Origin of the sequence: Mitsuaria sp. 7, from assembly GCF_001653795.1 — a bacterium.
In the GTDB taxonomy this organism is placed as follows: Bacteria; Pseudomonadota; Gammaproteobacteria; order Burkholderiales; family Burkholderiaceae_C; genus Roseateles.
On record NZ_CP011514.1, the window covers coordinates 5,146,821 to 5,168,770 of the forward strand.

General features: G+C 68.2%; 19 protein-coding genes. 12 read left to right on the forward strand and 7 right to left on the reverse strand.

What is annotated here, in order from left to right; all coding sequences use genetic code 11:
• Nucleotides 1-2,211 (reverse strand): EAL domain-containing protein, encoded by a 2,211-nt coding sequence (locus ABE85_RS22635; protein ID WP_067280097.1) that lies wholly within the window; start codon nucleotides 2,209-2,211, stop codon nucleotides 1-3.
• A 265-nt stretch (nucleotides 2,212-2,476) separates the two neighbouring features.
• Nucleotides 2,477-4,537, reverse strand: coding sequence for an FAD-dependent oxidoreductase (locus ABE85_RS22640; RefSeq protein ID WP_067280100.1), 2,061 nt, complete (start codon nucleotides 4,535-4,537; stop codon nucleotides 2,477-2,479).
• A 170-nt stretch (nucleotides 4,538-4,707) separates the two neighbouring features.
• On the opposite strand from ABE85_RS22640, the gene ABE85_RS22645 reads away from it, so the two are divergent.
• The 3 genes from ABE85_RS22645 (at nucleotide 4,708) to ABE85_RS22655 (ending at nucleotide 7,591) form a co-directional block, all read left to right on the forward strand.
• On the forward strand, nucleotides 4,708-5,997 hold the full coding sequence (locus ABE85_RS22645) for a DUF4397 domain-containing protein (RefSeq protein WP_067280104.1): 1,290 nt from the start codon (nucleotides 4,708-4,710) through the stop codon (nucleotides 5,995-5,997).
• 204 nt (nucleotides 5,998-6,201) lie between these two features.
• On the forward strand, nucleotides 6,202-6,936 hold the full coding sequence (locus tag ABE85_RS22650; RefSeq protein WP_157522800.1) for a hypothetical protein: 735 nt from the start codon (nucleotides 6,202-6,204) through the stop codon (nucleotides 6,934-6,936).
• Nucleotides 6,937-7,045: 109 nt separating this feature from the next.
• On the forward strand, nucleotides 7,046-7,591 hold the full coding sequence (locus tag ABE85_RS22655; protein ID WP_067280110.1) for a GFA family protein: 546 nt from the start codon (nucleotides 7,046-7,048) through the stop codon (nucleotides 7,589-7,591).
• On the opposite strand, the gene ABE85_RS22660 is transcribed toward ABE85_RS22655, so the two are convergent.
• A complete protein-coding gene (locus ABE85_RS22660) occupies nucleotides 7,567-8,577 on the reverse strand; it encodes a hypothetical protein (RefSeq protein ID WP_067280113.1) in 1,011 nt (336 codons plus the stop codon). The genes ABE85_RS22655 and ABE85_RS22660 overlap by 25 nt on opposite strands.
• Before the next feature lie 151 nt (nucleotides 8,578-8,728).
• Here ABE85_RS22660 and ABE85_RS22665 point away from each other — a divergent pair, with 151 nt between their 5' ends.
• The gene (locus tag ABE85_RS22665) at nucleotides 8,729-10,321 is read left to right on the forward strand and encodes a thioredoxin fold domain-containing protein (protein WP_067280118.1); all 1,593 of its coding nucleotides are present in this window, start codon (nucleotides 8,729-8,731) and stop codon (nucleotides 10,319-10,321) included.
• A 19-nt stretch (nucleotides 10,322-10,340) separates the two neighbouring features.
• Here ABE85_RS22665 and gstA read toward each other — a convergent pair whose 3' ends face one another.
• A complete protein-coding gene (gene gstA, locus ABE85_RS22670) occupies nucleotides 10,341-10,949 on the reverse strand; it encodes a glutathione transferase GstA (protein ID WP_067280121.1) in 609 nt (202 codons plus the stop codon).
• Nucleotides 10,950-11,022: 73 nt separating this feature from the next.
• On the opposite strand from gstA, the gene ABE85_RS22675 reads away from it, so the two are divergent.
• From ABE85_RS22675 to ABE85_RS22690, 4 genes are all read left to right on the forward strand, one after another.
• The gene (locus ABE85_RS22675) at nucleotides 11,023-11,502 is read left to right on the forward strand and encodes a MaoC family dehydratase (RefSeq protein WP_067280124.1); all 480 of its coding nucleotides are present in this window, start codon (nucleotides 11,023-11,025) and stop codon (nucleotides 11,500-11,502) included.
• 66 nt (nucleotides 11,503-11,568) lie between these two features.
• On the forward strand, nucleotides 11,569-13,116 hold the full coding sequence (locus ABE85_RS22680) for an alpha/beta hydrolase (protein ID WP_231993160.1): 1,548 nt from the start codon (nucleotides 11,569-11,571) through the stop codon (nucleotides 13,114-13,116).
• Nucleotides 13,113-13,922 (forward strand): ATP-binding cassette domain-containing protein, encoded by an 810-nt coding sequence (locus ABE85_RS22685; RefSeq protein ID WP_067280131.1) that lies wholly within the window; start codon nucleotides 13,113-13,115, stop codon nucleotides 13,920-13,922. Before ABE85_RS22680 ends, ABE85_RS22685 begins: the two co-directional genes overlap by 4 nt.
• Complete coding sequence (locus ABE85_RS22690; protein WP_067280134.1) at nucleotides 13,919-15,097, forward strand: ABC transporter permease; 1,179 nt, start codon at nucleotides 13,919-13,921, stop codon at nucleotides 15,095-15,097. The genes ABE85_RS22685 and ABE85_RS22690 overlap by 4 nt, the downstream gene beginning before the upstream one ends.
• A gap of 20 nt (nucleotides 15,098-15,117) precedes the next feature.
• On the opposite strand, the gene ABE85_RS22695 is transcribed toward ABE85_RS22690, so the two are convergent.
• Entirely contained in the window at nucleotides 15,118-15,363 is a 246-nt protein-coding gene (locus ABE85_RS22695; protein WP_067280137.1) for a hypothetical protein, read from the reverse strand.
• Nucleotides 15,364-15,721: 358 nt separating this feature from the next.
• On the opposite strand from ABE85_RS22695, the gene ABE85_RS22700 reads away from it, so the two are divergent.
• From ABE85_RS22700 to ABE85_RS22715, 4 genes are all read left to right on the forward strand, one after another.
• The gene (locus ABE85_RS22700) at nucleotides 15,722-16,435 is read left to right on the forward strand and encodes a LuxR family transcriptional regulator (protein WP_067280140.1); all 714 of its coding nucleotides are present in this window, start codon (nucleotides 15,722-15,724) and stop codon (nucleotides 16,433-16,435) included.
• 125 nt (nucleotides 16,436-16,560) lie between these two features.
• A complete protein-coding gene (locus tag ABE85_RS22705; protein WP_067280142.1) occupies nucleotides 16,561-16,746 on the forward strand; it encodes a hypothetical protein in 186 nt (61 codons plus the stop codon).
• 53 nt (nucleotides 16,747-16,799) lie between these two features.
• Nucleotides 16,800-18,044, forward strand: a complete 1,245-nt coding sequence (locus ABE85_RS22710; protein WP_067283368.1) for an HlyD family secretion protein — start codon at nucleotides 16,800-16,802, stop codon at nucleotides 18,042-18,044.
• Nucleotides 18,037-20,208 carry a peptidase domain-containing ABC transporter gene (locus ABE85_RS22715; RefSeq protein WP_409072559.1) on the forward strand — a complete coding sequence of 724 codons (2,172 nt, stop codon included), beginning with the start codon at nucleotides 18,037-18,039 and terminating at the stop codon, nucleotides 20,206-20,208. The genes ABE85_RS22710 and ABE85_RS22715 overlap by 8 nt, the downstream gene beginning before the upstream one ends.
• A 30-nt stretch (nucleotides 20,209-20,238) precedes the next feature.
• Here ABE85_RS22715 and ABE85_RS22720 read toward each other — a convergent pair whose 3' ends face one another.
• Entirely contained in the window at nucleotides 20,239-21,240 is a 1,002-nt protein-coding gene (locus ABE85_RS22720) for a tripartite tricarboxylate transporter substrate binding protein (protein WP_067280149.1), read from the reverse strand.
• Between the two features lie 102 nt (nucleotides 21,241-21,342).
• The gene (locus ABE85_RS22725) at nucleotides 21,343-21,921 is read right to left on the reverse strand and encodes a DUF4124 domain-containing protein (RefSeq protein ID WP_067280152.1); all 579 of its coding nucleotides are present in this window, start codon (nucleotides 21,919-21,921) and stop codon (nucleotides 21,343-21,345) included.
• Nucleotides 21,922-21,950: the final 29 nt, after the last annotated feature.

A 21,950-nucleotide genomic window follows, 5' to 3' on the forward strand; every position in this document is an offset into this window, starting at 1 on the left:
TCAGGCCAGCTGCAGACGCTTGGGCGCGCGACGCAGCGGCTCGGGCGGCGGCGTGACGACGAAGTCTTCCGGCGGCATCGGTCGGCCGTAGTACCAGCCCTGCGCCCAGTCGCAGCCTTCACGGCGCAACCACTCCGCCTGCTCGATCGTCTCGACGCCCTCGGCGAGCACGTCGAGGTTGAGGCTGCGCGCCAGCACGATGACCGTGCGCGCGATCGCCGCGACGTTGGCATCGCTGCTCAGCTCGTTGACGAAGCTGCGATCGATCTTCAACGTGCTGACCGGCATGCGCTTCAGATAGGCCAGCGACGAGTAGCCGGTACCGAAGTCGTCGATCGCGATGCGTACGCCGCGGTTGGAGATCCGCGTCAGCAGGCTGATGGCCTGCTCGGCGTCTTCGAGCAGCAGGCTCTCGGTGACCTCCAGCTCCAGCGCGCTCGCCGGGCACCCGGTCTCGCCGAGGATGAAGTCCAGCGTCTCGATGAAGTCCGGCTGGCGCAGCTGTCGCGCCGAGACGTTCACCGCGACCTGCTGCGGCTTGCCTTCCTGACCCTGCCAGCGCACCACCTGGGCGCAGGCCTGCTCCAGCACCCAACGGCCGATGGGGATGATCAGGCCGGTCTCTTCGGCCAGCGGGATGAAGTCCGCCGGCGAGATCGGACCGCGCGTCGGATGGCGCCAGCGCAGCAGCGCCTCCGCGCCGATCAGCGCACCGTCGCTCAGGCGTACCTGCGGCTGGTACTCGAGGCGGAACTGCGCGGCCTCGTTGGCCTGCCGCAGCGCGTGCGTCAGTTCGAAGCGCTGCTGCACCGCCTGCGTCAACTCGGGCCGGTAGGCCTGGACGGAACCGCGCGCGTGCAGCTTGGCCCGCACCATGGCGACCTCGGCGTTGCGCAGCAGTTCGTCGACATGGATGCCGTCGGCCGGGAACAGCGCCAGGCCGATGCTGGCGCCGACATTGAAGCGGTGATGGTCGATGAGGATGGGCTCGTCCATCGCCTGGATCAGCCGGTCGCCCAGCCGCATCGCGGTCTCTTCGTCGACCAGGCCCGACAGCACGACGACGAACTCATCGGCACCGACGCGCGCCACGGAGTCGCTCAGCCGCGTCACGTTGGCGAAGCGCGCCGCCGCCGTCAGCAGCACCTGGTCGCCCGCGGCGTGGCCCGCGATGTCGTTGACGTCGCGGAAGCCGTCCAGGTCGATGTAGAGCACCGCCACGCAGGTGTGCTCGCGCTGCGCGTTGCCGACCTGGCGCGAGATGCGATCGCGCAGCAACGCCGCGTTGGGCAGGCCGGTCAGGCTGTCGTGCAGCGACTGGTGCAGCAGCTCGGCCTCGGTCTGCTTGATGCGGGAGATGTCGGTCAGCACGCTGAGGTACTGCACCTGCTCCGGATCGCCCGAGGGCGCCGGCACCTTCACGAAGGTCGCCCACATCGGGATCGAATCGCCGTTCTTGTGGCGCTCGGTGACTTCGCCGCTCCATTTGCCGCGGGTCTCGATGTCGGCCCACAGGGCGCGCAGCTTCTCGGGGTCCTGCTCGGCGTCGCGCAGCAGCAGCGGGCGCTTGCCCAGCAGCGTCTGCCGGTCGTGGCCGACCATCGCCACCAGCGCCGGATTGACGTCGACGATGCGCAACTCGTGGTCGATGACCATGATGCCCTCGCCGCAGTGTTCGTACACGGTGGCGGCACGGCGGGCGGCGTCGGTGGCCTCCTGCAGCTGGGTCACGTCGCGCGCGATGGCGACCTGGCCCAGGTACTGGTCGTCGTCGAACACGCGGGCGCTGGAGACGTCCAGGCAGCGCGTCCCGCTGGCGGCCTCGCTGGTGTCGTCGCGCCAGGTCAGGAGGCGGCCGTCGGACTGGGTGTCGACCCAGCCCGGGGGATTCGGCAGGTCGGCGTCGCGGCGGCCGATCAGCTCCTGCTCGGTGAGGCCGACGGCGCGCTCGAAGGCCGGATTGCAGCCTTCATAGGCGCCGTTGGCGTCCTTGAAATACATCGGATCGGGAATCGCGTTCAGCAGCGCGCTCAGCCGGGCGCGCTCGCGGCGCACGCGCTTGAGTTCCTCGCGGCGACGATGCAGACGACCGCGCTGCTGCACGAACAGGCTGACCATCACGCCCAGCGTCAGGCCGCCGATCACGCAGCCGGCACCCAGCCAGAAGACGGTGGAGCTTGAATCGATCCATGCCGGCAGTTGCGCCACCATGGCCTGCGCTGCGGACGGCACCGTCGCGGGGACGGACGCGGACGCACCCGCCCATGCCGACGTGCTCAGGCACGCAGGCAGAAGCGCGGACGCGGCAAGGCACCCCCAACGACGGTTCAGGCGAAGACGCATGGCTCACCCAAGGATCTTTTTATGAATGGAGGGGCAACAGCTGGCCCCATGTCGGCGTCGTCCGCGTGTGGCGGACGTTCCCTCAAGCGCGACCGGCGGAGTATCCATGCCGGTCGGAAAATGTTGCTAGGGGTTACAGCGAGGCCGCCACTCGCGTTCCCTGCAAGATTGCACGCTTTGCATCCAATTCTTTGGCTTCGGCCGAACCGCCGATCAGCTGCACCGACCGGCCCGCCGCGCGCAGCGGCGCCTCGAGTTCGCGCAGCGGTTCCTGGCCCGCGCACAGCACGATGGTGTCGCAGTCGATGCGCTCGGGATCGGTGCGATCTTCGCCCTGGCTGATCCAGAGTCCGTGCTCGTCGATGCGCTCGTACTGCACCCCGCCGACCATCCGTACACCGTGCGTCTTCAACGCGGCGCGATGGATCCATCCGGTGGTCTTGCCCAGGCCCGCGCCGAGCTTGCCGGCGCGTCGCTGCAGCAGGGTGACCTCACGATCGGCCGGCTCGGGTTGCGGACGCACGAGCCCGCCGCGCGTCTGCTCAGGATCGCCCACGCCCCAATGCCTGCGCCACGCCGGTGCGTCGAGTGCCAGCGAGTGGCCCTGTTCGAGCAGGAACTCCGCCACGTCGAAGCCGATGCCGCCCGCGCCCACGACCGCGACACGACGCCCGACCGGCTTTTCTCCGCGCAGGACCTCGAGGTAGGTCAAGACCTGACCCCGGGCGATGCCTTCGTCCTGGCCCGGGATGCGCGGATCGCGGGGCGTGACGCCGGTGGCGAGCAGCACCTCGTCGTAGTCCATCAGGTCCGCGGCGCTCACGCGCCGCCCCAGTTGCGGCGAAACGCCGAGCAGCTCCAGCCGCCGCTTGAAGTAGCGCAGCGTCTCGTGGAACTCCTCCTTGCCCGGGATCCGCTTGGCGAGGTTGAACTGGCCCCCGATCTCCTGGGCCGCGTCGATCAGCGTGACGTGGTGACCGCGCTCGGCGAGCGTCGTCGCGGCGGCCAGGCCGGCCGGTCCCGCGCCGACGACGGCGACGCGCTTGCGCGCCTGCCCCGCGGCGACGGGGACGATGCGCAGCAGGGTCTCGTGGCCGGCTCTCGGATTCACCAGGCAGGACGCCACCTCCTGCTTGAACACGTGATCCAGGCAGGCCTGGTTGCAGGCGATGCAGGTATTGATCTCGTCGGCGCGGCCCTCCGCGGCCTTGCGCACGAAGGCCGGATCGGCCAGCAGCGGACGCGCCATCGACACCATGTCCGCCGAGCCGTCGGCCAGCACCGACTCGGCGACCTCCGGGGTGTTGATGCGGTTGCTGGTGATCAGCGGCGTGCGGATGCCCTCGGCGTGCAGCTGGTCGCGCAGCTTCTTCGTGACCCAGGCGAATCCGGCGCGCGGCACGCTGGTCGCGATCGTCGGGATGCGGGCCTCGTGCCAGCCGATGCCGGTGTTGATGATGGTGGCGCCGGCCTTTGCCACGGCCCGCGCCAGTTGCAGCACCTCGTCCCAGTTGCCGCCGTCGGGGACCAGGTCCAGCATCGACAGCCGGTAGATGATGATGAAGTCCGGGCCGACCGCCGCGCGCATGCGGGTGAGGATCTCCACCGGCAGCCGCATGCGGCGTTCGAAGTCGCCGCCCCAGGCATCGCTGCGCTGGTTGGTGGCGGCAATGAGGAACTGGTTGATGAAGTAGCCCTCGGAGCCCATCACCTCGACGCCGTCGTAGCCCGCCTCGCGCGCCAGCACGGCGCAGCGGACGAAGGCGCGGATCTGGCGCTCGATGCCGCGCTCGCTCAACGCATGCGGCGTGAACGGCGAGATCGGCGACTTCAACGCCGACGGCGCCACGTTGAACGGGTGGTAGCCGTAGCGGCCGGTGTGCAGGATCTGCAGCGCGATCTTGCCGCCTTCGCCATGCACGGCGCGGGTGATGGCCTGGTGCCGCCGCGCGGCGCCGCCTGTCATCAGCGTGCCGGCGAAGGGCTTGGTCCAGCCGGCGATGTTGGGCGCGTAGCCGCCGGTGACGATCAGGCCGACCTGACCCCGGGCGCGCTCGGCGAAGTACTCGGCCAGACGGTCGATGTGCTTGCGCGAGTCCTCGAGCCCGGTGTGCATGCTGCCCATGAGCACGCGGTTCTTGAGGGTCGTGAATCCCAGGTCCAGGGGCGACAGCAGCTGCGGGTAGGCATTCATCGCGCGGATGCTAGCGCCGGAGACGGCGCGCGTTTAGAGAGGTGGTACCAGCGACGCCCGCCACTCTGTGTCGGCGTTGATATCGAAGTTCACAAAGCTGGCAAGCGGCCACAAGCCCCAGCAACACGGTCCGCGTTCAATCGCCGCATTCTCAATCGGAGTGTCGGACGATGCGATTCAAGACCTGGGCCTGGGGCCTGAGCGTGGCCACCGCCGCCCTGCTGACCGCCTGTGGCGGCGGCGGCGACAGCAGCTCGGCGCAGATGCGCCTCCTCAACGCCAGCATCGGCTACGCCGCGCTGGACATGGCCGTGGACAGCACGACGGTGAACACCGGCGTCGCCTATGCCGGCGTGGGCAGCTATGCCGACGTGAAGACGGATGCCACCGGCACCGAGGTGCAGAGCAACAACGTCGGCAGCACGCTGGCGTCGTCGACGCCGACGCTGGCCTCCGGCAGCCATTACACGATGATCGCGTACGGCTCGGCGGGCTCGGTCCGCACGACGCTGCTGCAGGAAGACCAGGACGCGGCGGCCACCGGCAAGTCCAAGCTGCTGGTGCTGAACCTGGCGCCGGACGCCGGCGCGATGGACGTCTACGTCACCGGCGCCGACGAGTCGCTGGACACCGCGTCGACCGTGGCGAGCGGCATCGCGACCGGCTCTGGCAGCGGCTACATCACGCTCAACAGCGGCACCTTCCGCGTCCGGATCACCGCCGCCAGCTCCAAGACCGATCTGCGGCTGGACATTCCCAGCCTCTCGCTGCCGTCGACCGGCGTCTCGACGCTGATCCTCACGGGCAGCACCGGCGGCGTGCTGGTCAACGGCATCCAGCTGCTGCAGCAGGGCACCACCGCCAACTTCCCCAACACGACCGTCCGGGCCCGCCTGGTGGCCGCGGTGGGGGGCAGCGCGTTGGTCTCGGGCTCGATCGGCCAGACCTCGCTGATGCCGACCTCCGTGGCGCCCACGATCGGCGACTACACGACGGTCTCCGCCGGCACGGCGGACCTGTCGGTCTACGTCAACGGCGCGCTGATGTCGTTCACGAAGCCGGCGCTGACCGCCGGCAGCGACTACACGCTGATGGTGTGGGGCACGGCGGCGGATCCGAAGCTGGCCGTCCTGACCGATGACAACCGGCTGCCGACCAGCCCGACGACGACGGCCAAGATCCGCCTCGTCAACGGCGTGGCGAGCGCCACCACCGGGCTGACGCTCAATGTCGACTACAGCGCGCTGGCATCGAACGTGGTGGCCGGCACCTCGTCGTCGCCGCAGACGACCGCGGCATCGACGTCCGCCCTGCTGACGGTGACCTCGCCGTCCTCGACGACACCGGTCTACAGCCTGAGCGAACTGGGCATCCAGGCGGGCTACGTCTACACCGTCTTCGTGATGGGCGACAACAACGCGATGGTCGGCTCGCTGCGCCGCGAGCGCTCCTCGAACTGACCGACTGACACGGCGCCAGGTGGCCTCGACCGGGAACGGCTCCCGGCCCGGCGGCCACTCAGCGCAAGACCCGGCACCGCCGTCGAATCGATCGCGGCCCGGCGCACCCTCCTCCCTGTTGGCCACGTCCTCTCACGAGGCGTGGCCTTTTTTTGTCCATCGCTGCTGACGCCCTTCGTCCGGCGCATGCGGCAACATCGTGGGATGTCCACGACGCCGCCCCGCCCGACCGTGTTCCAGGTCCGCCGCCTGCGCCAGCTCTGGCGCTCGGCCGGCTGGCCGTGCCAGGACATGCTGGAGGTGGAATTGCTGGCGCTGGGCTGGCTGGAACGCCGCGTGGACACGCACGGCCGGGAGACCTTGCGGCTGACCGCGCCCGGCATCGAGGCGCTGCACCTCGGACTTCAGAAGAACCGCACCGCACGCGATCGCCACGAGGACCTCGTCGCCCGCATGGCCGTCGAGCTGCAGCGCGCGGGGCGCATCGTGTGGCGCGGGCTGTCCCTGCGCGCCGGCCTGCCGCGCGAGGACGAACCCGAACGGATGCGATGGGTCAATGCCATGCCGGACGTCTATTCGGTGCGCAACACCACCGTCGAGGACTACCTCGAACCGGCGGTGCACGAGATCAAGGTCAGCCGGGCCGACCTGTTGTCGGAGCTCCGCCGCCCGGCGAAGTCGCAGGCCTACCTCGCGCTCAGCGGCCAGTGCTGGTACGTGCTGCGCGCCGGCATCGCCGAGGTCGAGGAGATTCCGCCGGCCTTCGGCGTGCTGTTCGCACACGACCTGAACGGGGGCGAGGGCCTGCGTTTCGAACTTGGCCGGCCCGCGCCGCGCCGCGCGATGAAGCCGGATTTCGCGACCTGGATGACGCTCGCCAAGGCCGCGCCGGAGGCGGCACCGCTCGACGAAGGCCAGGACTTCCTGGGCGAGGTCTGACGCCCGCGCGACGGGTGACCTCCGTCGTCCCCGGATCGCGCGGCTCGCGCTCCGGCGATGGCCGTTTTCGGACCGGTATCCTGCGCGCTCGCATCACGAGGGAGACGCCATGAACGACACATCCGACACGCCTGACGTTTTCGAAGGCGGCTGCGACTGCCGCCAGGTCCGCTACCGCATGACCAGCCGCCCGCTGATCGTCCACTGCTGCCACTGCCGCTGGTGCCAGCGCGCCAGCGGCGCGGCCTTCGCGCTCAACGCGATGATCGAGGCCGACCGCGTCGAGCTCCTGGCCGGCGAGCCGGTCCCCTTCATGAATCCGAGCGAAAGCGGCAAGGGCCAGAAGATCTGGCGTTGCCCGAGCTGCGCGATCGCCGTCTGGAGCAACTACGCCGGCGGTGGCGACGCCGTGCGATTCGTGCGTGTCGGCACGCTCGATGAGCCGGACCGCCTGCCGCCGGACATCCACATCTTCACCGCTTCCAAGCAGCCCTGGGTCTCCTTGCCGCCCGATACGCCGGCCGTGCCGGAGTACTACGACGTCCGGGCGCAGTGGTCCGCGGAAAGCCTCGAACGCGGTGCGATCCTGCGGGCGAAACGTCCGTCGGGAACGGGGAGCGCGGCCGCGACTCAGGATCCGCCAGGGAAGGCCTGACCGCCGTCGGGCGGGCCCAGGAAGCGACGGAGAAAGCGTACCGCCCGATGATCCTTCGGCCAATGTCCCGTCAAGGCACGGGCGAGCAACCACACGGCGAGCGACTCCCGGGTGGGTGCCTCGGCCTCGCCCCGCCCACCTTCTTCCTGATGGAGCGCGCGCAGGAACTGATCCTCACGGCCGCGCGGCGACGCGACCGTTTCCAGCATGTGCGCCACCGCGAGCCAGATCGCGGACACCTCGGCACGCTCCGGCCGCGCGAACTGGATGCGCTGCTCGACCTCCAGCGCATCCCATTGGCGCGGGGTGCCCGAAATGAGGATCTGCCGTCGCTCTTCATCCATCGAGGCCAGCGGTCCATGTGACAGGACCGCCCCGACCGATGTGACCGGCTCCGTCCCTCGAGCGATGTCCGCCGGCGGGACGGCAATGAAGCGCACTTCCCGCAGCAGATCCTTGGCCGGCGCCGGCAGGCTCGATCTAAACTTCAGGATCGCACGGAGCGCCTCGCCATCAACTGCCGAGCCGCTGGTCCCTGCTCTCACGGTCGCCGCGGGAACGACGCCATCGCGCGCCGGTTCATTCCTCTGCGTATCCGGAGAACGTGGCGCGGGATCGGCCGGATGCCGCATGGCGCCGGCATCACGCCGGACCTGGTGCAACCATGCCCGGATCGACGCCAGTTCGTCGGGATCCGGGCGGTCCGTGTTCAGGTGCTCCTGGGCCTTCACGGCACGCTCGGCGTGATGACACCAGGGCTCATCCTCGTCGAGGCGCAGGGTCACGGCCATCACGACCCAGACCCAGCGCTGCAACTCGACCAGCGTGCAGCGGTCGAAGTCGTCCGAACAACGGTGCCAGTCGGAGGTCGACAGCCAACTGGGCTCGGATCGGCTCGCGCGATCGGTGGCGGGAGCGGACTCCGGGCCCGCGTCGGTATCGGCGGCCGATGCGGCCGCGAGCGAGGGGAGTGAGCCAGGAAGCATGGTGGGCGCTGGGCGCCTTGCGCCCTGGGATGGGGGAACGCGCCCTAGTGCCACGCAAGCTTAGAAGCGTCCCGCATATCGGATCCGGCGGCGGAGCGCCACAATGGCAGCTTCCTCGACATCGACCGGCTCACGAGGCCGCGATTCCGCCATGACCTTCTCCACCTCGATGGCCCGTCGTCTCCGTTCGGCCGCCCGTCTGACCGCACTCGCCGCCGCCTTGTCGACGATCGGCGCCTTGCCGGCGCTGATGCCCACGGCCCTGGCGGCCAGCGCCTCGGCCTCGGTGTCGTGGCAGGAAGCCTCCGGCGACGCCGACATCGAGCGGGCCTTCACCCAGGCCCGCGGCGAGAAGAAGCCGGTGCTGCTGTACTGGGGTGCCAAGTGGTGTCCGCCGTGCAACCAGCTGAAGGCGACGTTGTTCAATCGCGCCGACTTCATCGAGCAGTCGCGCGCCTTCGTCGCGGTGCATATCGACGGTGACAACCCCGGCGCGCAGCGCCTGGGCGCGCGTTTCAAGGTGCGCGGCTATCCGACGATGATCCTGTTCAGCAACGACGGCCAGGAACTCACCCGTCTGCCGGGCGAGGTCGATGCGCCGCAGGTGCTGCGCGTGCTGCAGCTCGGCCTCGCGGGCGGTCGTCCCGTGAAGACCGTGCTGGCCGACGCGCAGGCCGGCAAGAAGATCTCCGCCAACGAATGGAAGCTGCTCGGCTTCTATTCCTGGGAGACCGATGAACAGCAGCTGGTGCCGGCCGCTCAGCGTCCCGCGCTGCTGGCGAAGCTGGCCGCCGCCAGCCAGGGCGTCGACGACGAGACCACCACCCGCTTGTGGCTGAAGGCGCTCGCCGCGACTGAAGGCGGCGGCTCATTGAAGGCCGACGCCACGCTGCGTGCGCGGGTCGAGCAGGTGCTGGCCGACCCGGCCGCCGCCCGTGCCCAGATGGACGTGCTGAGCAACAACGGCGACGACATCGTGCGCGCGCTGGCCCCCGCAGCGGGTGCCGACCGGCAGGCGCTGGTCGCGAAGTTCGACGTCGCGCTGAAGCGCTTCGAGGCCGACGCCTCGCTGTCGCGCGCCGACCGGCTGCAGTCGTTGCTGGCCCGTGTCGAGCTGGCACGCCTGGACCAGAAGAAGGACGAGCTCGCGCCCAAGTTGCCCGCCCCGCTGCTCGGCGAGGTCAGGACGCATGCCGCCAAGGTCGACAAGGAAGTCACCGACGGCTACGAACGCCAGGCGGTGATCACGTCGGCGGCCTACCTGCTCGGACGCGCCGGCCTGTGGAGCGACAGCGACGCGCTGCTGAAGGCCAGCATCGCCAAGAGCCACAGCCCGTACTACCTGATGAGCTCGCTCGGCAGCAACGCGCGCAAGCAGGGCAAGAAGGAAGAGGCGCTGCGCTGGTACGAGGAGGCCTTCAACAAGAGCGAGGGACCCGCCACCCGCCTGCAATGGGGCTCCAACTACCTGAGCGCGCTGGTTGAACTCGCGCCGCAGGATTCGGCCCGCATCGAGAAGGCCGCGGCCCAGTTGCTGGCCGAGGCCGAGAAGGACAAGGGCGCCTTCTACGAGCGCAGCGCGCGCTCGTTGCAGAAGGTCGGCAGCCAGCTGGTGGCGTGGAACGCGAGCGGACAGCATGACGCCTCGCTCTCACGTCTGCGCACCCAGCTGGACGGCGTCTGCGCCAGACAGGAGGCCGGCGACAAGGGTGCCTGCGAATCGCTGCTCAAGAAGAAGGGCTGATGCCCCTCTCCTTCCCGGCTTACTTCACCAGGCCTTCGGCCTTCATCGCTTCCTGGACCGCCGGCCGCGCCGCGATGCGGCCGCGGTAGGCGACCAGGTCCGGGTAGCCGGCCAGATCGACGCCGACATGCTGGCCCCAGTTCGAGACGGTGAACAGGTAGGCGTCGGCCACCGAGAACTGGTCGCCCATCAGGAACTGCTTGCCGGCGAGTTGCCCGTCGACCCACTTGAAGCGCTCGTGCAGCTTGGTCCGGAAGACGCCCTTGGCGTCGTCGGAGATCGCCGGGTTGAACAACGGGCTGAAGGTCTTGTGCAGCTCGGTGGTGATGAAGTTGAGCCACTCCTGCAGCCGGTAGCGGGCCATCGTGCCGTTGGCCGGCGCGAGCTGCTTGTCCGGCGCCTGGTCGGCGATGTACTGGATGATCGCCGGGCCTTCGCTCAGGCGCTGGCCGTCGTCCAGCTCCAGCAGCGGGACGTAGCCCTTGGGGTTGATGCCGTAGTAGTCGGTACCGTCCTGCAGCTTGTGGGTCTTGGTGCTGGCCATCACCGGCTCGAAGGCCAGGCCCGCCTCGCGCAGGACGATGTGGGGCGACAGCGAACAGGCGCCGGGGCTGTAATAGAGCTTCATGGGGGGTCTCCTTCAGGGTCTTCGATCCTACTCGTACAGTCCGCCGGTCGACATCCAGTCCAAGGGTCCCGCCATGAGCACCGATTCCCCCGCCAAGACCTACGCGTTCGAGGACTTCACCGTCGGCCAGGTGCGCGAATTCGGCTCGCGCCTGGTCGACCGGGAGGAAGGTCTCGCCTTCGCCGCCGCCTACGACCCGCAGCCGCTGCATCTGGACGAAGCCGCCGCCGACGCCTCGGTGCTGGGCGGACTGTCGATCAGCGGCTGGCAGACCTGCGCGCTGGTCATGCGCATGATGTGCGATGCCTACCTGCTGGATTCCACCAGCCAGGGATCGCCCGGCATCGACAACCTGCGCTGGCTCAAGCCGGTGCGCCCCGGCGACACGCTGCGGGTGCGCATGTCCGTGCTGGAGACCAAGGCCAGCCGCAGCCGTCCGCAGATCGGCCTGGTGCGTTCGGCCTGGGAAGTCTTCAACCAGAAGGATGAACAGGTCATGAGCATGGAGGGTTGGGGGATGTTCGGTCGCAGGGAAAGCAGATCGGAAAGCTGACCGAAGGCACCCTGCCAAGCGCCTCCTGCTCGCCATAATCGCCGGGCACCATGGAGGAGCGAGTTGATGACGATGCGTCCCGGGGCAAGTCCTGCCCCCCGAGCCCGGCCGATCCACACCCTGGCCTTGATGGCGACGGCCGCCGTGGCGGGTTTCACCGGCAACGAGGCGCGGGCCGAGGCGTCCGCGCGGGCCTTGCAGCCCTGCCGCGTCGAAGGCGTGGCCACCGAGATCCTGTGCGGCAGCCTCCAGCGTCCGCTGGATCCGGCCCGCCCGGACGGCGCCCGCATCGACGTCCATTACGTCGTCGTGCCCGCGTTGGCGCGCAACAAGCTGCCGGATCCGGTGCTGCTGCTTGCCGGCGGTCCCGGTCAGAGCGCCATCGCGCTGACAGCCACCGTGATGCCGCGGCTGTCGCGGCTGAACTACCGCCGCGATCTCGTCTTCATCGACCAGCGCGGCACGGGACGCTCGGCGCCGCTGGCCTGCCCGGACAACAGCGCCCGCAGTCTCGACGAACTCCTGAAGCCCGGCGCCAAGGTGCGACTGCTGGAACAGTGCCGCGATGCGCTGAAGCAGCTGCCTTACGGCGACCTGCGCTTCTTCACGACGACGATCGCGATGCAGGACATGGACGCCGTGCGCGCGGCACTGGGCGTCGAACGCTGGAACCTGGTCGGCGCGTCCTACGGCACCCGCGCGGCGCTCGAGTACCAGCGCCAGTTCCCCGATCGCGTGCGGCGCAACGTCATCGACGGCGTCGCTCCGCCGGACATGGTGCTGCCAGTCACGTTCTCGCAGGACTCGCAGCGCGCGCTGGATGCCGTGTTCGCCGCCTGTGCGGCCGATGCGGCCTGCGCGGCGCGCTTCCCCGGTCTTCAGTCGGAATGGCAAGCCTTGCTCAAGGGCCTGCCGCGCAAGGTCTCGTTCACGCATCCACTGACCGGTCGACCCGAAGAGGTCACGCTGACGCGTGAAGGCCTGCTCGGCCTGGTCCGGCCGCCGCTGTACGCCCCCGGCGTCGCCGCAGCGCTTCCTGCCGCGCTGCACGAGGCGTCGCTGGGACGCTTCGACGCGTTGGCCGGCCTGGCCGGACAGTTGGGCGGCGGCTCACGCGCGATGCGGATCTTCGAAGGCATGCACTTCTCCGTTGTCTGCGCCGAGGACGCGCCGCGCATCGCGGCGTCGACCGAAGCACCCGCACCGGACTTCGGCACGCTGGACCGCGATCTCTATGCCCGCGTCTGCAGTGCGTGGCCGCGCGGCGAGGTGCCGTCGGCGTTCTACACGATCCCGGCGACGAAGACCCCCGTCCTGCTCACCAGCGGCGGCAATGATCCCGCCACGCCGGAGCGGCATGGGCAACGCGTCAAGGTTGCCCTGGGTGATCAGGCCCGCCATGTCGTCGTCGGCACCGCCGGTCACGGCGTCGCGCTGACCCTGCCCTGCATGCGCGACGTGCTGTTCCGCTTCATCGACGCACCGCGCGACGCCGACGCGCTCCAGGTGGACGCGAGCTGCGCCAAGGGCGTGCCCCGCCCACCCGCATTCCTGCCCCCCACGCCGGCCACCATCGCGGCCGCAGCCTCCGCCGCCCGGGAGTCCGATCGATGATCCGCCTGCATGCGCTCCACAAGACCTTCCAGACCCGCGGCGGTGGTTCGCTGGCGTCGATGTTCGGCAAGAAGGGCTCGGCCCGCACGGTGGTCGCCGTCCAGCAGTTGAACCTCGATGCGCCCAACGGTCGCATCACCGGCCTGCTCGGCCCCAACGGCGCCGGCAAGACCACGTCGCTGCGGATGCTCGCCGGCCTGTTCCCGCCCGACCAGGGCAGCATCGAGGTCGACGGCCTCGACGTGCTCAAGCAGCCGCGCGCGGCGCTGGCGCGGATGGGCATCCTCGGCGACGCGCACGGCCTGTATCCGCGACTCACGGCGCGCGAGAACATCGTCTACTTCGCGCGATTGCAGGACATGCCGATGGATCAGGCGCAGGCACGCGCCGAATCACTGGCCGAGCTGCTGGACCTGCGGGCCATCCTCGATCGCCGCGCCGAAGGCTTCAGCCAGGGGGAGCGGATGAAGACCGCGCTGGCCCGCGCGCTCGTCCACGATCCGGCGAACATCGTGCTGGACGAGCCCACCAACGGTCTGGACGTCGTGGCCACGCGCGCGCTGCGCGAGGTCCTGCGTCACCTGCGTTCGCCCGAGGGCGGCGGCAAGTGCATCGTCTTCTCCAGCCACATCATGCAGGAGGTGGAACAGCTCTGCGATCAGGTCGTGGTGATGTCCCATGGCCGTTCGGTGGCCACGGGCACCGTCGACGGACTGCTCGCGCAGACCGGTCGCCAACGCTTCGAGGACGCCTTCGTCGACCTCGCCTTCCCTGACGTCGCGCCCGCACGACTGGAGTCCGCATGAACGGCCCGTTCTTCAAAGCCTTCCGGACGGTCTTCGCCAAGGAGATCCTCGACGCCCTCCGCGACCGCCGCACGCTGCTTCGCCTGCTGATCCCGTCGGTCCTGATGGGTCCTCTGATGCTGACCCTGATGTCGGGGCTGGCGGCCTCGCTGCAGGAACGCGCCGAGCAGCGCGAGGTGCTCGTCGCAGGCATCGAGCATGCCCCGACGCTGCGCAACTACATCGAGCGTCAGACCTACACGATCAAGCCGGCGCCCGCCGACTACGAGGCGCGCCTGAGGAACTCGAAGCTCGCGGATCCGGTGCTCGTCGTGCCGGCGGACTTCGAGACGCTGCTCGCCGGCGGTGAACCCGCGACGGTGGAGATCGTCAGCGACAGCGCCAACCAGCGCGCCGAGGCCGGCGTCGGCGCGCTCGGCCGCCTGCTGCAAGGCTTCAGCAGCGAACGCGCGACGCTGACCCTCGCGATGCGCGGCATCGGCGCGCAGCAGCTGCGCCCAATCGACGTCCGGGAACGCGACCTTGCCAGTATGCAGGCACGCTCCACGCGGCTGACGCAGATGCTGCCGATGTTCATCATGATGGCGGTGCTCTATGGCGCACTGACCGCGGCGCTCGACAGCACCGCGGGCGAACGCGAGCGCGGTTCGCTCGAGCCGTTGCTGGTCAACCCGGCGCCGCATTCAGCGATCGTCGCGGGCAAGTGGGCCGCGGTGCTGATGGCGGGTCTGCTGGTGGCGGTGCTCTCCAACCTCAGCTTCCTTCCGGGCCAATGGCTGATGCGGAGCGACGCGCTTGCCGCGATGTTCCAGTTCGGCTGGAGCGAGGCACTGCGCTTCCTGCTGCTGCAGATCCCGCTGGGCGCGGGACTGTCCGCAGTGCTGATGGCGCTGGCGATCCGCACCAAGACCTTCAAGGAGGCGCAGGCCAGCACGACGCTCGTGATCACAGCCATCGCCCTCACACCGATGGTGGCGATCGTCAATCCAGGAGGGGGGGCTTCCTGGCACCTGTGGGTGCCGGGGCTGGGTCAGAACCAGCTCATGATGCAGGTGCTCAAGGGTGAGCCCTTGACCTTTGCGAAGGTGATGCCGACGGTGATCGTCGGCGCCGCACTCACGTTCGGCGGGTTGGCGCTGGTGGCCCGCTCCATGCGCGCGGCGGTGGCGCGGTGAACGGGCGGCAGCCGACTCGCTCAGTGGCGCGTGGCGAGCGCCAACTGGACCTGCTCCTGCCACGGCAGCATATGCACGATGCCGTTGAGCTGGATCGCCGATTCGATCGGCGCGAGCACCTCGCCTTCGCCGTTCAGGAACTGCATGTTGGTCACGAGCGCCATCGGATCGACCATCGAGACGACGCCGTAAGGCATGCGCACCCAATCCCACGCCACGCCGGCGGCACCGAACTCGGATTCACCGCTCCACAGGGTTTGCCCCATGGCCGGGTGATCCTCGTCTCCCGTCACCAACACGCGCGTGCTCAAATGCGCGAACTGTAAGCGGGGCAAACGCTGGACATCACACAATATTCGTGGCCACGCGTACACAATCCAAGCTGGTGTCATTGTCAGAATTGTTTGGTTTGGCTATTGCGGATCGGCGGTTGCTGCTTCTCCCCTTGACCAGAAGTGTGGTCACGAAGCGGTCGACTCGCCAGCTGTAAACCCTGTCAGGGGCGTGAATGCGTCACGTGACCTATGCGGCCCGATGGGGTGCGTGGCGGATCACAGACAGGCGAGCAGGTCCGCCACAGCGACCGAAGAGGCCCACTAGGCCGGCCACGGGCCGGAGCGATCAATGCTGCAAGGCGGTTATCAATCAGTCCTGGAAGCCCGCTCACGCGACGAGTTCCGCAGTGAGGTGATTCGCTTCGCGCATAAGCTGGACTTCCAGACGGTATCGGCCATCACGGTCGTCGATCACACCCTGGCCGAGACCGAGTTCATCACCATCGACAACTGCCCGGTGGGCTACGCCGAAGTGATGCACGCGCCGGAGTTCGGCCGCCGCGACCCGGTGATGCAGCACTGCAAGCGCAACAGCATGCCGATCGTCTGGGATCGTCAGACTTACGCCCGTCACGGGGCCAGCGACATCTGGGAATCGCAGGCGCAATTCGGCTACAGCACCGGCATCTGCCTGGCGCTGCATCTGCCCGAGGGGCGGCATTTCGTGCTCGGCGTCGATCGCGACCAGCCGCTTCCCAGCGACTCGGGCCAGTTGACGCGCATGGTCGCGGATCTTCAGCTGTTCGCCGTGCACGCCGTGGACACCGCGTTGCGCGTGCTGCTGCCGGAAGAGAAGGTCACCGAATCGCCACGGCTCACGCCACGCGAGCTCGAGTGCCTGCACTGGACGATGGAAGGAAAGACCGCCTGGGAAGTCGGCGCGATCCTCAGCATCACCGAACGTACGGCCGTCCTGCACATCAACAATGCGATGCACAAGCTGGCGTGCTCCAACAAGCATCAGGCAGTGCTCAAGGCCCTGCGGCTGGGCCTGATTCGCTGATGCTGCCTCTGGCGCCGGCTTGTAAACACTGTAAGAGCTGACAGTTATGCGGGCGTCCGCACGCTGCTTCAATCCGTTCCGTGCTCAACAAATTCCTGGGCACGTCACCGAATCTGGAGCCTCTCATGCAAGCCCAACCACAAAACGTCGCCGTCAACACGCAAGTCGAAGAAGGTCTGGTCGAGTTGGACCTGCAGTCCTTGGTGCACGTCGGCGGTGGTGCTCCGAAGGGCACTTGGCTCACAGGCCAGACCGTCTTCGTCGACGTGTCTGCCGCAGAGGTCGAACCCGCGCCGAAGGGCACTTGGTAAGTCCTCCCTGCTTCGCGAACCGTCAGGTTCGCAACAAGGCGTAGCAGATCGTGGTGGCCCTGTTCCGCGCCGAGGCGCAAGCCTCGCAACAACAGGCCTGGTTGGGTTCGGTCCAATTGCATAGACCGCCCACGTTGAAATGGCTGAGCATTCTGGCGCTGGGCGGCGTAATCGCCGTCGGGGTCTTTCTGTTCAGCACCGAATACACCCGCAAGGCCCGCGTCAGCGGCCTGCTGGTGCCCGAACGGGGCGTGATGCGGTTGAGCGTGCCGCAGAGTTCGACCGTGATGGCACGACCCGTCCAGGACGGGCAGCAGGTTCGCGAAGGTGACGTGCTGTTTGTACTGTCGCTCGACAGCACAAACCCGACCGGCGATGGCCTGTCGAGGACCTTGAAGGATCGTGAGCAATCGCTGGGCGCCGCGCAGGAGCAGCAACGGGAACTTGCGCAGAGCCAGGCGACGTCGCTGAAGGCACGGATCGCCACGCTCGCATCCACACTGCAGCAGGCTGACGCCGAGCTGCAACTGCATGCCCAGCGCGAAGCGCTGGCGCAGCAGAGTCTGGGACGTCTCGAATCGCTGGCGAAAGACCAGTTCGTGTCGAGTGCCCAGGTCCAGACCAAGCGGGAGGAGTTGCTTGGCTTGCAGGCCCAACGGCAGGCGCTGGCGCGAGAGCGCGAGAACCTGCAGCGGGAGGCGTTGGGCTTGCAAGCTGAGCTTCAGTCGATTCCGTTGAAGGCGCAAGTCCAGCAAGGGGTGCTCGCACGTGACATCGCCGCGCTGCAGGCTCAAGGTGTCGAGAACGAGGCGCGTCGCCGTCTCGTGCTGCGTGCCCCCAGCGACGGCCAGATGAGCACCGTGCTCGCCGAGCCCGGACAGGTGGTCCAGGCCGGCACGCAACTCGCCGTCCTGCTCCCCGCGCACACGCCCTTGCTGGCGCACCTCTACGCCCCCTCCAGCGCCGTCGGCTTTCTGCGTCCGCATCAGGCGGTGCTGCTGCGCTACCAGGCCTTTCCGTATCAGAAATTCGGCCAGCAGCAGGGCGAAGTACTGCAGGTCTCACGCACGCCGCTGCAGGCCTCGGAGCTTGCGCAACTCGGCTTGCCCGCCGCCATGGCGCAGGGCGAGCCGATGTACCGCATCACCGTGCAACTCCAGCGCCAGTCCGTCGAAGCCTACGGGCAGGACCAAACGCTCAGCCCCGGTATGCTGCTCGAAGCTGATGTGCTGCTCGAACGGCGTCGTCTGATCGAGTGGATCTTCGAACCGCTGCTGAGTCTCGTCCGCCGTGTCTGACGCCCCCTCCTCTACCGACTCCTCCGTTGCAGGCGCCTCGTCCGGCAGTGTCCTGCCTCGGTTGAACCTCGGTTGGAGCCGCCGCCGGCCCGTCATCCTGCAGACCGAGGCTGCGGAGTGCGGCCTCGCGTGCCTCGCCATGGTTGCCAGCGCACATGGCCAGCGCTGGGCGCTTGGCGAGTTGCGCGACCGTTTCGCGGTCTCTCTCAAGGGCCTGACGATGGCGGACCTGGTGCGCATGGGTGCGCAACTCGGTCTCACCGCCCGCGCGTTGCGCGCCGAGCCGCACACGCTGCACAAGCTGCAGACGCCTTGCGTCCTGCACTGGGACTTCAACCACTTCGTCGTGCTGGAACGTGTCGACGGCGACCGCGTCGTCATCCTCGATCCCGCGCATGGCGAACGTCGGCTGATGCTGGCCGAGGTCTCCAAGCATTTCACCGGGGTCGCGCTCGAATTGCGCCCGGGCATGGACTTCGCGCGCAAGGCGCCAGCGCCGGCGCCGAAGTGGCGCCAATTGCTCGGTCACGTGACCGGGTTGAAACGCTCGATCGCGCAAGTCCTGGCCCTCGCCCTTGGGCTTGAGCTGCTCGGACTGCTGGCGCCTTTCCTGCTGCAATGGGCCGTCGACGGTGTCATCGTCAGCGCCGACCGCGACTTGCTCGTGACGCTGGGCATCGGCTTCGCGCTTCTGGTCCTGCTGCAGGTGGGTGTGGGACTGCTTCGCTCGTGGGCGGTGATGATCCTGTCGGCATCGCTCAACCTGCAGTGGCTTTCCAACGTGTTCTCGCACTTGCTGCGGCTGCCGCTCGCGTGGTTCGAGAAACGCCATCTGGGCGACATCTGGTCGCGATTCTCCAGCGTGCAGGAGATCCAGAAGACGCTCACGGGCAGCTTCATTGAAGCCGTCCTCGATGGACTGATGGTGCTCCTGACCTTGGCGATGATGGTGCTCTACAGTGGGCGCCTGACAGCGGTCGCGCTGACCGCGGTGGCGGGCTATGCGCTGTTGCGATGGATCTGCTTCCGCCCGCTGCGCGATGCGCAGGAAGAGGCGCTGACCCACGAAGCCCGCCAGAACACGCACTTTCTCGAATCGCTGCGCGGCGCGCAGGCGATCAAGCTCTTCAACGCGCAGGCAGACCGCGGGGCACGCTTCGCCAACCTGATCGTCGAGCAGATGAACGCGTCACTGACCGGTCGCAAGCTCGAACTCGGCATGGCGCAAGGCAACAAGCTGCTGTTCGGCCTGGAGCGCGTCGCGATCGTCGCGATGGGCGCGATGCTGGTGCTGGACAACGCGCTGTCGGTGGGGATGCTGTTTGCCTTCCTCGCCTACAAGGATCAGTTCAGTCAGCGCATCGCCGGGCTGATCGACAAACTGGTCGCGCTGAAGATGTTGCGCCTTCAGGGCGAGCGGCTAGCCGACATCGTGCTGACCGCGCCAGAGGCTGAGTTCGAAGCGCCCGGTCGCGCAGTGCCGCACGACGCGGCGCTGGAGCTCGACGGTCTGCGTTTCCGCTACGCCGATGGCGAGCCGGAGGTCATCGCCGGGTGCTCTCTGCGCATCGAACCCGGTGAGTCGGTCGCGATCGTCGGCCCCTCGGGCTGCGGCAAGACCACGCTGATGAAACTGATGCTCGGCATCCATGCGCCGCAGCACGGCGAGATCCGCATTGGCGGTGTGGCACTCGCGCAGTTGGGCGCCCACGCCTGGCGTGAGCGCATCGGTACGGTGATGCAGGACGACCAGCTGTTCGCCGGCAGCATTGCCGACAACATCAGCTTCTTCGATCTCGATGTCGATCCGGACTGGGTGCGCGAGTGCGCAAGGCTTGCCTGTGTGCTCGAGGACATCGAGGCCATGCCGATGCGACTGCAGACCTTGATCGGCGACATGGGATCGAGCCTGTCCGGCGGTCAGCGCCAGCGCATCCTGCTGGCGCGCGCGCTGTACAAGCGGCCACACTTCCTGTTCCTGGACGAAGCCACCAGCGCGCTCGACGTGGAGCGGGAACGGCTTGTCAATGCGAGCCTGCGCCAGCTGTCGCTGACGCGGATCGTCATCGCGCATCGCCCCGAGACCATCGCGGCGGCGCAGCGCGTGGTCAGCCTCCAGGGCGGACGCGTGGTGCAGGATCTGCGATCGGTCCAGCACCGCTGAGCCGCCCCCCGCGAGTCTCGTCTCTTCCGATCAATCGGGCTTGATCTTCGCGCGGGTCACGACCTGCTTCCAACGCTGTTGCTCCTGCGCGATGAATGCGGTGAACTGCGCTGGCGTATTGCCGACGGCTTCAGCCGCATCATGGCTCAAGCGCTCCCGGGCCGAGGCGGAACGGATCGCCTTCACCGATTCGACCGCCAGCTTGTCGGCGTTGGCTTGCGCCAGATTGGCCGGCGCACACAGGCCATACCACTGCGTCATCTCGAAGCCAGGGTAGCCCTGCTCCGCAACCGTCGGCACGTCGGGCAGCTGCGGCAGTCGCTCCTTGGAGCCCGTCGCGATGCAGCGCAGCTTGCCAGCCTTGATGAACTGCATGATGGCCGGCGCGCCCACCGAGGCCGCCTCAAGCCGCCCCGCGAGCAGATCCGTCAATTGTGGACCGGTGCCGCGGTACGGCACGTGGAGGATGAAGAGGTCGGCGACCATCTTCAGATACTCCATCGCCAGATGCCCCGCACTGCCGTTGCCTGCTGAGCCGTAGCTGAACTTGCCCGGATTCTTGCGCACGAGAGCGACCCATTCCTTCAGGTTTCGCGCCGGCACGTCCGGGTGGACGACGTAGAGGCTGGGCACCTTTGCCAGCAGCGTGATGGGCTTGAAGTCGCGGTTGGGGTCGTAGGGCAGCTTGTCGTAGATGTACGGATTCACCGCCAGCGTGCCGATGTGGCCGAGGATCAGCGTGTGCTGATCTTCCGCTCGGGCGACCTCGCCCATCGCGATGTTGCCGCCGCCGCCGGGCTTGTTGTCGACATAGACCGACTGTCCCAGCGTCTTGCTGAGTTCGGCTGCGGTAGCACGGGCGACGATCTCACTGCTGCCCCCCGGCGCGAAGGGCACGACGAAACGCACATTGCGCGAGGGCCAGGTCGATTGCGCCAAGGCGGGAAGCGACGTGCCGAGCGCGGTGCCTGCGGCGCCGAGCGCGGCGGACTGCAGGAGGAAGCGGCGGCGGTCCTCGTCGATGGGGATCATGCGGAGTCTCCGATAGGTTCTTCTGGAAACTCCGACTCTACGCGGGGCGCGCTGTCAGCGTGCTTTCAGGACCCCGTGCCGGGCGGCGACCGCCCCGCTGCATCAGCTGCGGATGTCGTTCTTCTTGGGCTGCAATGTCTTCGGCGCGGAAGCGGCCGTGGCCGTCGCCTCGGCGAGCATCTCCTTGATGGCGAGCGTGTCGATGGCCGCCGAGCGTGCGGCAACGCCGCTGCGGTCAAAGTAGAGGCGGTACTTCTGGCGGAAATCGAAGTCTTCACTCAGGTCGCGCAGCGTGTCGACCTGCGGCTTGAGTTGAGCTTCCGACTGTTCCGCGAAACGCTTGCAGGTGTCGCTTCTATCCTTGCCGGCCAAGGACAGGTGGTTGCGGCAGTCCCGGGCCTTGAGCGCAATCGCTTCCACTTCGGCGGTCGCCCGGGAAGCGCGATGCACGCGTTGATCGGTCACGCGCGCGAGACTCGGCAGCGAAGGCATTCGCGGGTCGGAAGTCTGCCGCGAAGACGACGGCGTCACCTTGATCTCGATTTCCTTGGACTCCGCCTCCCGCGGACAAGGCGCGTCCTGGAACGAGACGGTGCCATCCTTGTTCGTGCACTTGTTGATCGCCCAAGCACCGTCGATCGGCGCCAAGAGCAACGGCAGCCACAGCACCCACTGCTTCATTCGTAACTCCCTCCTTGTTTGGGGCGAGA